Here is a 12,229-nt window from a genome sequence, read left to right on the forward strand (position 1 = left end):
TCCACACACACCCCCGCCCCCCGGCGACGCGGGGGCGGCGGGCACAAAACCCCCCTCCCGCGCGGGCCCCCCCCCGCCGCCGCCCCCCCACCCCCCCCACCCCCCCGCCTCCGCACCCTGGCAGCCCGGGACGCCCGACCGTGCCCGGTGATCAGCGGGGCGGGCCGCCGTCGAGGCGGATGAGGCGGCGCTCGACCGCCGCGCTCACCGCCGCCATCCGGCTGTCCACCCCGAGCTTCGAGTAGATGTGCACCAGGTGCGTCTTCACCGTCGCCTCGCTGATGAACAGCTTCTTCGCCAGCTCCTTGTTGCCCAGCCCCTGCGCCAGCAGCTCCAGGATCTCCACCTCCCGGGCGCTCAGCGACTGCTCCGGCGCGCGGCTGCGCTGCAGCAGCCGGGACGCGATCTCCGGCGAGAGCATGGTCTTGCCCTGCGCGGCCGCCCGGATCGCCTGGAACAGCTCCTCCGGCGGGCCCGCCTTGAGCAGGTAGCCGGTGGCGCCCGCGTCGATGGCGCGGGTGATGTCGGTGTCGGCGTCGTAGGTGGTCAGCACCAGCACCCGCGGCGGGGTGTCCAGCGCCAGCAGCCGCCGGGTCGCCCCCACGCCCTCGACGCCGTCGCCGAGCTGGAGGTCCATCAGCACCACGTCGGGCCGGAAGGCGTCCGCCTGCCGCACGGCCTCCACCGCGGTCGCGGCCTCGCCGACGACCTCGATGCCCGCATCCCCGGCGAGCAACGCCTGCAGCCCGGCCCGCACCACCGGGTGGTCGTCGACCACCAGTACCCGCACCGCGTCCGTCACGAGATCCCTCCCACCGGCAACGTCGCCGCCACCGCCGTGCCCTCGCCGGGCCGGCTCTCCACCGCCAGCTTGCCGCCCGACTGCTCCACCCGCGCCCGCATCCCGGACAACCCGTAGCCGCGCCCGGTGCCGGGGCTCGGGGCGGCGGGGTCGAAACCGGTGCCGTCGTCGCGCACGTCCAACGTGACCTCATCGTCCAAATAGGACAACGTCACCCCGGCGATGCGCGCCGCGCTGTGCTCGCGGACGTTGGCCAGCGCGCCCTGGGCGACCCGCAGCAGCACCGCGTCGTCGGCCGCCCTGGTCGGCAGCGGCTCGCCCACCACTTCGAAGCGGACCTCCACGCCCGACTCCGCCGCGGTCCGGTCGGCCAGCTCGCGCAGCGCCTCCGGCAGCGACTGCCGTTCGAGCGCGGCCGGCGCGAGCCCGCGCACGAACCGGCGGGCCTCGGCGAGGTTGTCCTCGGCGACCTCGCCCGCGCGCCGCACGTGCTCGTTGGTGTCGCCACCGCGCTCCGCCGCCTGCAGCAACATCCGGATGCTGGACAGGCCCTGGGCGATCGTGTCGTGGATCTCGCGGGCCAGCCGCTCGCGCTCCCAGCTGATGCCCGCCTCTCGCTGGACTTCGGCCAGTTCACCGCGCGTGCGCACGAGCTGGTCGATCAGCGCCTTGCGGCGTTCGCTCTCCCAGCGCAGCTCCAGGAACACCGCGGTGGCCATCGTCGCGACGGCCAGCGGCACCAGCACGTCGACGACCTCGAACCTCGGCGCCAGCCGCAGCTGCCCGAAGATCACCGTCGCGGTCAGCAGCACCACGGCGATGATCAGCGGCTTGGGCCGCAGCAGTCGCAAGCAGACGAAGAACAGCGGCACCGCGCACCAGCTGAAGCTCGGCGCCACCAGCACCAGCGCGCACCAGAGGGCGACCACCGCGGCCAGCCACAGCTGCCGCACATGCTTGCTCTGTCCCCAGAAGACGACACCGAGCACGTAGACCACGACCAGCGCCCCGGAAAGGCCCAGCAGCAGCGGGGTCACGCCCGCCAAGCCGTGCGCGGCGACGTAGCGCGACGCCGAGGACGCGAGCAGCACGAAGAAGCCCACGTGCATCGCGCGGTACAGCCAGCCTCCCGGCCGGAAGTCGTCGGTCAATGCGGTCCTCTCGTCGCGTCGGAGACACGAACCTAGACGGCGCGCCACGAGCTTGCATCAATGGATCGGTTGATCCGGGATCCACCGGGCAAGGCCGTCGAACGATCCTTTCCGACGACGCCCGGAGCCCGCCTGCGACGAAAGCTTGGAGCACAAGCCAATCGGACCTAGGAGCGAATCCCGATGCAGTCCACCACCCGCAACCGCGCGATCATCGGCACCCTGGTCGGCCTCGGCATCCTCGGCGGCGCCACCGGCCTGACCGTCGCGCAGGCCGACCCGGTCCAGCAGCAGGCCCCGCAGCGCCCGCCGGCCGCCGTCCTGCAGCAGCCGGTGCTGAGCATCGACGCCGCCACCAAGGCCGCGCAGGCCGCGCTCGACGCCGCCGAGGCCAAGGGCCAGCGCGTCACCGTGTCCATCGTGGACCGCGCGGGCAACGAGCGGGTGCGCCTGACCGGCGACGGTGCGGGCCCGCAGAGCGGCGAGTCGGCGAAGCGCAAGGCGTTCACCGCGGTCGCCTGGGGTCGCGCGACCTCCGAACTGGGCAAGCAGGCCACCGGTGACGGCGCCACGCTGCGCGACATCCCGGGCACGCTGTTCCTCGGCGGCGGCGTCCCGGTGACCGCCGGTTCGCCGATCGCGGGCATCGGCGTGGCCGGTGCGCCCAGCGGCGACCTGGACGAGGAGTTCGCCCGCGCCGGGCTGCAGGCCATCCAGGCCGAGCTGCGGTAACACCCCCGGGCCGGTCCCCGGCGTCGCCGGGGACCGGCCACCACCCGAGCAGGAGGATCCGATGAGGACCGCGCACACCGGCGCGATCGGTCGACGAGTGGCGGTCGGGATGTTCGCCGTGATCGCGCTCGCCGCCTGCGCCCCGGCCGAGCCGCCGACGGCACCAGCGACTCCCCTGTCGCCGACCACGGGACAACCCGAGCAGCACGCGCCCAACCCCGCAGCGGATCAACAGCTGCTGAGCGCCGCCGACGACGGCGACCTCGATCAGGTGCGCGCCGCGCTCGCCGCCGGCGCCAACGTCGAAGCCCGCGACGAGCGCGAGCGCACTCCGCTGCTGCTGGCCTCGCTCGCCGATCACGTCGACGTCGCCCGCGAACTGGTCAAGGCCGGTGCCGACCCGGACGCGCAGGACGACCGCCGCGACAGCGCCTTCCTAGTCACCGGTGTGACCGGCAGCGTCGCCATGCTGGAAGCGCTGCTGCCCGCGAACCCGGACTTCGCGCTGACCAACCGCTTCGGCGGAACCGCGCTGATCCCGGCCGGTGAGCACGGGCACGTCGATTACGTGCGCGCGGCGGTGAAGACCGGCATCGACATCAACCACGTGAACGCCCCCGGCTGGACCGCGCTGCTGGAAACCGTGGTGCTCGGCGACGGGAGCGAGCGCTACCAGCAGGTCACGCAGCTGCTCGTGGACGCGGGCGCCGACGTGAACATCCGCGACAGCAACGGCCTGACGGCGCTGCAGCACGCCGAACGCAACGGCTACACCAAGATCGCCGAGATCCTCCGCTCGGCGTCCTGATCGCGGTGGGGCGGACGACCCCCGAAATCGCCCCACTGCTCCTGGTGGCGGGCAACGCTACTCCCCGCCTCTCGTGAGTGTTCGTTCCGGTGAGAACCGGAGCGAACACTCACGAGCGCTGCCAGGCCCGGCAGGTTCGGTCGCCGGCGGCAGAGGATGATCCGATGGGCACCGCACGCACCGGTGCGGTGCCCGGCGAGCGATGGCTCGCCGCCCGTGCCACCGGCGCAATTCCCCGTCGCCGGGGGCACCGCAGCTCAGCCCGGAAAGGATCCCGATACCGATGGCGGATCAACAACTCCTGCAGGCGGCCCGCACCGGCGACGTCGACGCGGCCCGCGCCGCGCTCGCCGCGGGCGCCGACGTCGAAGCCCGCGACGAGCACCAGCGCACTCCGCTGCTGCTGGCCTCGCTGGGCGATCACGTCGACGTCGCCCGCGAACTGGTCGAGGCCGGTGCCGACCCGGACGCGCAGGACGACCGCCGCGACAGCGCCTTCCTGGTCACCGGAGTGACCGGCAGCGTCGCCATGCTCGAAGCGCTGCTGCCCGCCAACCCCGACTTCACGGTGACCAACCGCTTCGGCGGCATCGCGATCATCCCGGCCAGCGAGCGCGGCCACGTCGACTACGTGCGCGCAGCGGCCCGCGCCGGCCTGAACGTCGACCACGTCAACCGGCTCGGCTGGACGGCGCTGCTCGAAGCGGTGATCCTCGGCGACGGAAGCCGCCCGTACCAGGAGATCGTGCAGATCCTCCTCGACGCGGGAGCGGACGCGAACATCCCCGACCACGACGGCGTCACGGCGCTCCGGCACGCCGAGGACCGCGGCTACGCCAAGATCGCCGAGATCCTCCGCTCGGCGACCTGAGCCGGGCTCAGCCGGCCCAGCCGGTGTGCTCGGCCCACCGCCAGGCCCTGGGGAGCGCCTCCGCGAACCAGGGTTCCTTGGCGTCCGCGTAGGCCCCGTGGTCCGGGTCGGCGGCGTGCTCCGCCGCCACCTTCCGCTTGAGCGCGAGGTATTCGTCGCGGGCGGCTTCGTCGGCGCGCAGCCACGCCGGGAACAGCAGGGCGACGCGCTGACCCGGCGTTCCGTCGACCCGGACGTGCAAGTTCGCGTAGCGGCCCGGGTCGGCCGACACGTGGATCCGCTTCTCCCAGAGCGCCGGATCGGGCGCGAAGGTGTGCGGGGTGTCGCCGAGGATGTCCGGCAGCACCGGGAAACCCGCCTCGCCCAGCGGCCCGGCGAGCGCGTCCGCATCGGCCAGCGACCGGACCGTCAGCTGCAGGTCGATGATGTCCTTCGCGGGCAGGCCGGACACCGAGGTGGAGCCGACGTGGTCGACCCGCACCGCCTTGTCGCCCGCCGCGCGTTCGATCCGGGCGATCAGCCGCCGCGCCTGCCGCGGCCACTCCGGATCCGGATCGACCAGCTCGGGCGCCCGCTTCGGCGGGCGGCGGCGCAGCCGCACGTTCTCCTCGAACGGCACCAACCGGTCCTGCCACAGCGCATCGACCTGGGCGTGCACGGCATCGACCGAACCGCTGTTGTCCAGCCACACGTCCGCGACCTCGCGCCGCTGCTCGGTGGTGGCCTGCGCGGCGATGCGGGCGCGGGCGTCGTCCTCCGACAGGCCGCGATCGATCAGCCGCCGCACCCGGTCGGGCTCCGGCGCATCGACGATGACCACCAGGTGGTAGTTCGGCGCGTAGCCGACCTCGACGAGCAGTGGCACGTCGTGCACCACGACCGCGTCGGCGGGCGCCTGCGCCATCCGCTCGGCCGTCAGGTCGCGGATCTTGGGGTGCGTGATCGCGTTGAGGTCCGCGCGCGCTTCGTCGTCGCCGAAGACCTTGCCCGCCAACGCCGGGCGGTTCAGCGCGCCGTCGGCATCCAGGATGTCCTCGCCGAACCGCTCGACGAGTTCGGCCAGCCCCGGCGTGCCGGGCTGCACCACCTCGCGGGCCAGCGCGTCGGCGTCGATGAGCACGGCGCCGCGCTCCACCAACCGCCGGGCCACCGTCGACTTGCCGGACCCGATTCCACCGCTCAGTCCCACCCGCAACACGAAACCCATCTTGCCAGCCCACCGGGCCGCGCGGACCGACAACCCGGGGCGAACGGCCTGTTCACCCCGATAGACGAGACGAACAGGCCGTTCACCTCGGCAACTCAGCTGGGCCGGGTTCCGGAAAAGACTCACGGCCCCGCACCTCGGAAGGTGCGGGGCCGTGGTGTTGCCTCAGCCGTTAGGCGTCAGGCTCACGCGCCGCCGGAGAGCTTCTCCCGCAGCGCCGCCAGCTGCGCGTCGCTGGCCAGCGAGCCGCTGTCCTGCTCGTCGCTCGAAGCCGACGAGTAGTTGCCGCCACCGCTGGTCGGCTCCTCGCCGCCACCGGCCGCGGCGGCCGCAGCGGCCTCCGCGTCGGCCTGGCGGGCCTTGACGATCTGGGCGATGTGCTTCTCGTAGCGCGTGTGGGCCTCGGCGTACTGCCGCTCCCATTCCTCACGCTGCTTCTCGTAGCCCTCGGTCCACTCCTGGGTCTCCACGTCGAAGCCCTCGGGGTAGATGTAGTTGCCCTCGTTGTCGTACTCGGCCGCCATCCCGTACTGGGTGGGGTCGAACTCCGAGTCGGGGCTGAAGCCCTCGTTGGCCTGCTTCAGCGACAGCGAGATCCGGCGACGCTCCAGGTCGATGTCGATGACCTTGATCATCACCTCGTCGCCGACCTGGACGACCTGCTCCGGGATCTCCACGTGGCGCTCGGCCAGCTCGGAGATGTGGACCAGACCCTCGATGCCCTCGTCGACGCGGACGAACGCACCGAACGGCACCAGCTTGGTGACCTTGCCCGGCACGATCTGGCCGATCGCGTGGGTGCGGGCGAACTGGCGCCACGGGTCTTCCTGGGTGGCCTTCAGCGACAGCGAGACGCGCTCGCGGTCCATGTCCACGTCGAGGACCTCGACGGTGACTTCCTGGCCGACCTCGACGACCTCGCTCGGGTGGTCGATGTGCTTCCAGGACAGCTCCGAGACGTGCACCAGACCGTCGACCCCACCGAGGTCGACGAACGCACCGAAGTTGACGATGGAGGACACGACGCCCTTGCGGACCTGGCCCTTCTGCAGCTGGTTGAGGAACTCGCTGCGGACCTCGGACTGGGTCTGCTCCAGCCAGGCGCGGCGGGACAGGACCACGTTGTTGCGGTTCTTGTCCAGCTCGATGATCTTGGCCTCGAGCTCGCGGCCCACGTAGGGCTGGAGGTCGCGGACGCGGCGCATCTCGACCAGCGAGGCCGGCAGGAAGCCGCGCAGCCCGATGTCGAGGATGAGGCCGCCCTTGACGACCTCGATGACGGTGCCGCGCACGGGCTCGTCCTTCTCCTTGAGCTCCTCGATGGTGCCCCAGGCGCGCTCGTACTGGGCGCGCTTCTTGGAGAGGATCAGCCGGCCTTCCTTGTCCTCCTTCTGGAGAACAAGCGCCTCGACGAAGTCGCCGACGGTGACGACCTCGGCGGGGTCGACGTCGTGCTTGATCGACAGCTCGCGGGAGGGGATGACGCCCTCGGTCTTGTAGCCGATGTCAAGCAGCACCTCGTCGCGATCGACCTTGACGATGGTGCCCTCAACAATGTCCCCATCGTTGAAGTACTTGATGGTCTGGTCGACGGCGGCGAGGAAGTCCTCCTCCGTCCCGACGTCGTTCACTGCGACCTGCGGCTTGGTGGCGGCTGCAGTCGGGACGGTGGTGGTGTCGGTGGACATCAGGTGGGTTGCTCCGGTACGGATAGTTTGGTCGCTGGATCTACGTTGTTGCCGCGCCCTGGGCCGGGACCAGCTGACTCGCTGGACCAGCGCGATCCCGCTCCGTCGACCGTCCCCACCACCGGTGCGACCCGGCAGTCGGAGCCGTCGGCGAAAGACCCACGACGCGGGCGGTATCGTACGCGCTTTCTCGATCGTCGGGCAAACCGCGGTACGCCCGAACGACCGACCGGTCCCGGGCGAGGAGAATGCCCCACGTCCGAGCAATACCCGATATCGGCGGGGAGAACCCTTGGCACGAGCCGATGACCCGGAACACGACGAGCTCCAGAGTAGCTCCGCGGAGCGGCTGCTGGGCACAACGGGTGTGAGCAAACGCACTGTCGACGCGGCGGAATCGCGGGGCGCGAGCCGGCTGTGGTGGGACGCCGACGCCGACGACTACCAAGCCGAGCACGGCGCGTTCCTCGGCGACAGCGACTTCATGTGGTGCCCGGAGCGGCTGCGCGAGGCCGACGCCGGACTGCTCGGCGACGTCCGCGGCAAGCGGGTGCTGGAGGTCGGCTGCGGCGCGGCGTCGTGCTCGCGGTGGCTGGCCGACCAGGGCGCGCACCCGGTGGGGCTGGACATCTCGGCCGGGATGCTGCGGCACGCGGTCGCGGGCGGCGAGCGCAGCGGGACCGCGGTGCCGCTGGTGCAGGCGAGCGCGGATTGCCTGCCGTTCGCGGACGCCTCCTTCGACCTGGCCTGCTCGGCGTTCGGCGGGGTGCCGTTCGTGGCCGATGTCGGCGCGGTGTTCCGGGAGGTCGCGCGGGTGCTGCGGCCGGGCGGCCGGTGGGTCTTCGCGGTGACGCACCCGATGCGGTGGATCTTCCCCGACGATCCGGGGCCGACCGGGCTGACCGCCACGCACTCCTACTTCGACCGCACGCCGTACCTGGAAGTCGACGACGCGGACCGGGCCACCTACGTCGAGCACCACCGCACCCTCGGCGACTTCGTCCGGGAACTGGCCGGCGCCGGGCTGCGCCTGGTCGACCTGATCGAGCCGGAGTGGCCGGCGGGGCACACTCAGACCTGGGGGCAGTGGAGCCCGCTGCGCGGACGCCTGTTCCCCGGCACCGCGATCTTCGTCTGCCACCGGTAGACCTTGTTCCCAGGCCCGCTTCACCGAAGGCGGAGCGGGACCCACCGTCCAACCACAGCCTTCGAGGGGAAGTCGTGGCGACTGCACAGGAGTTGATGCGGGCGCAGCTCGCGCGGTTCGCCGCGCTGGACCCGCAGCTGCCCGAGGCCCACCAGCTGCCGGCCGGCGCCGAGGCGATCGTGGCCCGGATCCCCGGCGGCGGCACGGCCGCCGGGCTCGCCGCGCGAAACTCGAGCCCGCCGGGGTCGGCGCAGAGCCTCTGGCAGGCCGGCGAGGTCTTCGAGCTCTTCCCCATCCTCGGCGAGCAGCCCCACGCCGGCATGGACGCGCTGCTGCACACCTGGCGCGAGTGGCTGGCGACGCAGGCGCCGGGGCCCAACTCGGCCTGCACGGTCGTGTGGCCGAGCCGGGACGTCGAGGCGACCAGGGCGTTGCTGGATCACGGTTTCCTGCCGCTGGCCTGCCTCGCCGTGCGCCCCACCGCGCCGGTTGCATATACGAAACTATCTGGTACCGTAAACATACGTCGCGCCGGACCGGCCGACCTCGACGCCGTCGTCGAACTCACCCTCAGCGAGCTCGAATACGCTGCCATGGTCGGCACGTCGACGTACCGACCAGACGCTCCGCAGCTGAAGCGGACCGCTGCGCACGTGCGCCTGCACTCCAGCGATCCGGTATGGCTGGCGGAGCAGGACGGGACGCCGGTCGCGGTCGCGGAGTGCGGCTGGGTCGACACCACCAAGTCACCCGGTGGCTCCCGGCTCAGGCCCGGCACGTGGGCGTACGTCAACTGCGTGTCGGTGCAGGAGAAACTCCGCGGCACCGGCGTCGGCCAGCAGCTGATGGCCACGGCTCACAACGAGTTCGCGCGTGCCGGAGCCGTCGGCAGCTTCCTGTACTACAACCCGCCCAACCCGTTGTCCTCGGTGTTCTGGCCCCGCCAGGGCTACCGGCCGCTGTGGACGATGTGGGAGGTGCGCCCGGCCACCGCGCTGCGCTGAGGCTCGCGCGGCCGGCGCGCCGGTCGTGAAAGTCGAGGAGACTGCGTGGAGATCGTCGCCACCGGCGTCGAGGTCATCGGAGCGCACGGGACGCTGCTGGCGCCCACAACGCTACGGGCCCGGAGCGGGCAGATCCTGCTGGTCGCGGGCGACCCGAACTCCGGCCGCACCGCGCTGGCCCTGGCCCTCTCCGGTCGGCTGCGCCCCACCCGCGGCACCGTGCGCCTGGACGGCGCCATCGACGCGAGCGCGCTGCGGCGCAGCGTCGCGGTCGTCGACGCGCCGCAGATCACCGAGCCCGACGACGCGCTGGCGGTGCGCGACGTCGTCGCCGAAGGCCTGAGCCTGGCGGGCCGCAGATCCGGCCGTCGCCGGGTCCGGGACTGGCTCTCGGCCCGCGACTGGCTCCCCGAAGGCGCCGGCGAGCAGCGCTTCGAGCACCTGGCCGGGTACGAGCGCACCCGGCTGCTGACCGAACTCGCCTGCGAGGGCCGCGCCACCAAGGCCCTGGTGCTGGACTGCCCCGACCGCCACGGCGGCGACCCCACCGGCTGGTATTCCCACGCCGCCCGCCAAGCCGAGCGCGGCCTGGCCGTGATCGCGCTCTGCTCCCCGCACTCCGCCGACAAGCTGGGCATCTCGCCCGCCCGCGTCGGCACGGACAACCCCGAACAGTCCACTCTGGATTCTGCTGAAGGTCTGCGATGACTACATTCCGGCTCGCCGCCACCGAGCTGCGCCGCCTCACTTCGGGCAAACTGCCCAAGCTCGCGCTGCTCGCGGTCACCCTGGTGCCGCTGCTGTACGGCGCGATGTACATCTACGCGAACTGGGATCCCTACGGGAAGCTCGACTCGGTGCCCGCGGCCGTGGTCGTCGAAGACGCCGGCGCGCAACGCGAGGACGGCACGAGGCTGGACGCCGGCCAGGACGTCTACCAGGAGCTCCTGGATTCCGGCACCTTCGACTGGACCCGCACGGACGCGCAGGAGGCGCAGGACGGCGTCGCCAGCGGCCGGTACACGTTCGCGCTGGTGGTGCCGAGGGACTTCTCCGGCGCACTGGTCTCCCCCGCCGACTTCGAGCCGCGGCAGGCGAAGCTGCAGCTGATCACCAACGACGCCAACAACTACCTGGTCGGCACCATCGCCGACAAGGTGGCCTCCGAGGTGCGCAAGGGGGTCGCGGCCAGCGCCGGGACCGAGGCGGCGAACCAGTTCCTGCTCGGGTTCAGCACCGTGCACGACAAGACCGCGGAGGCCGCCGACGGCGCGGGTCAGCTCGCCGACGGCGCGGGCCAGCTCCGCGACGGGCTCGGGGAAGCCCGGCAGGGCACCGACCAGCTGGCCTCCGGCGCGCACCAGCTGGTCGACGGCCAAACCAAGCTCGCCGACGGCGCCGACCGGCTCGGCGACGGCACGCAGCAGCTGCGCAGCGGCCTCACCGAACTGCAGCGGTCGACCGCGCCGCTGCCGGAGCAGACCGCCAAGCTGGCCGACGGCGCAGCGCAGGTCGCCGCGGGCAACGAGCAGCTCGCCGCCAAGGCGGAGACGCTCGGCGGGCTCTCGCAGGAGATCGTCGACAACCTCAGCTCGACCAAGAAGGACATCGCCGACCAGCTCCGCAAGAACGGCATGGACGAGGACGCGGTGCAGCGCATCGTCGCGGGCATCGACGAGCTCAACAAGCCCATCACCGACGCCAACGGCAAGGTGCAGACGCAGGTCGGCCAGTTGCGGACGCTCGCCGACGGCTCCCAGCAGGTCGCCGACGGCAACCGCGCGCTGGCCAACGCGATGCCGACGATGACCAACGGCATCGGGCGCCTCGCCGACGGTGCCGTCCAGGTCGACGACGGCGCGCAGCAGCTCCGCTCCGGTGAGCACCAAGCGCTGGCGGGCACCAAGCAGCTCAGCAGCGGTGCGGACCAGCTCGCGGGCGGCACCAAGCAGCTCTCCGACGGCTCCGGCAAGCTCGCGGACGGTTCGAGCACGCTCGCGACGAAGCTGGGCGAGGGCCTGAACGACATCCCGAACCCCGACGAGGACACCCGCAACGCCACCGCGGACACCATCGGCGACCCGGTCGCCATCGACACCATGGCCCAGGTCAAGGCCGGCACCTACGGGGCCGGGCTGGCACCGTTCTTCATGGGCCTGGCGCTGTGGATCGGCGGTTTCGTGCTGTTCCTGCTGATGCGCCCGCTGTCCAGCCGCGCGCTCGCCGCCGGGGTCGCGCCCTGGCGGGTCGCGATCGGCGGCTGGCTGCCCGCGGCGATCGTCGGGTTCGTGCAGGCCGTGCTGCTCTACCTGGTCGTGGTCTTCGGGGTGGGCGTGCAGCCGGCGCACACCTGGTGGACGCTCGGATTCCTGATCCTCACGTCGTTCGCGTTCACCGCGGTGGTGCACGCGCTCAACGCGGCGTTCGGGCCGAAGGGCAAGTTCATCGCCCTGGTCATCCTGGTGCTGCAGCTGGTCACCGCGGGTGGCACGTTCCCGTGGCAGACGATCCCGGAGCCGCTGCACCCGCTGCACCAGGTGCTGCCGCTGGGCTACGTCGTCAACGGCCTGCGCCACCTGCTCTACGGCGGGGCGGGCACGGCGGCGGCGACGACCGCGGCCGGTGTCCTGCTGTGCTACCTGGTGGCGTCGCTGCTGCTGAGCACGATCGCGGCCTGGCACCAGCGGGTCTGGACGCCCACCCGCCTCAAGCCCGAACTGTCCCTCTGCGAGATGTTCTCGACCTTGCCGCTGGCGCGGACGGCCTCGAGCGCCTCGGGGCTCAGCTTCGCCGAGAACCCGTTGATCGCGGTGTTGTAG

Annotated in this window: 10 protein-coding genes and 1 pseudogene; 7 read left to right on the forward strand and 4 right to left on the reverse strand. The window is 72.2% G+C overall.

Features of this window, described 5'->3' with window-relative positions; genetic code table 11:
- Positions 1-151: 151 nt before the first annotated feature.
- The gene (locus tag ACWEV3_RS43035) at positions 152-802 is read right to left on the reverse strand and encodes a response regulator (RefSeq protein WP_452619446.1); all 651 of its coding nucleotides are present in this window, start codon (positions 800-802) and stop codon (positions 152-154) included.
- A complete protein-coding gene (locus tag ACWEV3_RS43040) occupies positions 799-1,953 on the reverse strand; it encodes a sensor histidine kinase (protein ID WP_452619447.1) in 1,155 nt (384 codons plus the stop codon). Before ACWEV3_RS43040 ends, ACWEV3_RS43035 begins: the two co-directional genes overlap by 4 nt.
- Before the next feature lie 183 nt (positions 1,954-2,136).
- On the opposite strand from ACWEV3_RS43040, the gene ACWEV3_RS43045 reads away from it, so the two are divergent.
- The 3 genes from ACWEV3_RS43045 to ACWEV3_RS43055 all read left to right on the forward strand — a co-directional run bounded on the left by ACWEV3_RS43045 (position 2,137) and on the right by ACWEV3_RS43055 (position 4,364).
- A complete protein-coding gene (locus tag ACWEV3_RS43045) occupies positions 2,137-2,685 on the forward strand; it encodes a GlcG/HbpS family heme-binding protein (RefSeq protein WP_358572525.1) in 549 nt (182 codons plus the stop codon).
- Positions 2,686-2,746: 61 nt separating this feature from the next.
- Entirely contained in the window at positions 2,747-3,493 is a 747-nt protein-coding gene (locus ACWEV3_RS43050; protein ID WP_452619448.1) for an ankyrin repeat domain-containing protein, read from the forward strand.
- Between the two features lie 283 nt (positions 3,494-3,776).
- Entirely contained in the window at positions 3,777-4,364 is a 588-nt protein-coding gene (locus tag ACWEV3_RS43055; protein WP_452619449.1) for an ankyrin repeat domain-containing protein, read from the forward strand.
- Between the two features lie 7 nt (positions 4,365-4,371).
- Here the strand turns inward: ACWEV3_RS43055 and coaE are convergent, their stop codons facing one another.
- Both coaE and rpsA read right to left on the reverse strand, forming a co-directional pair.
- On the reverse strand, positions 4,372-5,562 hold the full coding sequence (gene coaE, locus ACWEV3_RS43060) for a dephospho-CoA kinase (RefSeq protein ID WP_452619452.1): 1,191 nt from the start codon (positions 5,560-5,562) through the stop codon (positions 4,372-4,374).
- A gap of 194 nt (positions 5,563-5,756) precedes the next feature.
- The gene (rpsA, locus tag ACWEV3_RS43065) at positions 5,757-7,259 is read right to left on the reverse strand and encodes a 30S ribosomal protein S1 (protein WP_358572521.1); all 1,503 of its coding nucleotides are present in this window, start codon (positions 7,257-7,259) and stop codon (positions 5,757-5,759) included.
- 292 nt (positions 7,260-7,551) lie between these two features.
- Here rpsA and ACWEV3_RS43070 point away from each other — a divergent pair, with 292 nt between their 5' ends.
- The 4 genes and pseudogenes from ACWEV3_RS43070 to ACWEV3_RS43085 form a co-directional block, all read left to right on the forward strand.
- Positions 7,552-8,406 (forward strand): class I SAM-dependent methyltransferase, encoded by an 855-nt coding sequence (locus ACWEV3_RS43070; protein WP_132487613.1) that lies wholly within the window; start codon positions 7,552-7,554, stop codon positions 8,404-8,406.
- A gap of 74 nt (positions 8,407-8,480) precedes the next feature.
- Complete coding sequence (locus tag ACWEV3_RS43075; RefSeq protein WP_452619450.1) at positions 8,481-9,410, forward strand: GNAT family N-acetyltransferase; 930 nt, start codon at positions 8,481-8,483, stop codon at positions 9,408-9,410.
- 45 nt (positions 9,411-9,455) lie between these two features.
- Positions 9,456-10,118: a hypothetical protein gene (locus tag ACWEV3_RS43080; RefSeq protein WP_452619451.1), complete on the forward strand. Its 663-nt coding sequence runs from the start codon at positions 9,456-9,458 to the stop codon at positions 10,116-10,118.
- A pseudogene (locus ACWEV3_RS43085) lies at positions 10,115-12,136 on the forward strand (YhgE/Pip family protein); the annotation flags it as partial. The gene ACWEV3_RS43080 and the pseudogene ACWEV3_RS43085, both read left to right, overlap by 4 nt.
- Between the last annotated feature and the right edge of the window lie 93 nt (positions 12,137-12,229).

Source organism: Saccharopolyspora sp. NPDC003752 (assembly GCF_053605825.1).

Bases quoted from the DNA above. Each gene is read 5' to 3' on its own strand.
- ACWEV3_RS43045 (WP_358572525.1), top strand. From the start codon at position 2,137: ATGCAGTCCACCACCCGCAACCGCGCGATCATCGGCACCCTGGTCGGC.
- ACWEV3_RS43050 (WP_452619448.1), top strand. From the start codon at position 2,747: ATGAGGACCGCGCACACCGGCGCGATCGGTCGACGAGTGGCGGTCGGG.
- ACWEV3_RS43055 (WP_452619449.1), top strand. From the start codon at position 3,777: ATGGCGGATCAACAACTCCTGCAGGCGGCCCGCACCGGCGACGTCGAC.
- rpsA (WP_358572521.1), bottom strand. From the start codon at position 7,259: ATGTCCACCGACACCACCACCGTCCCGACTGCAGCCGCCACCAAGCCG.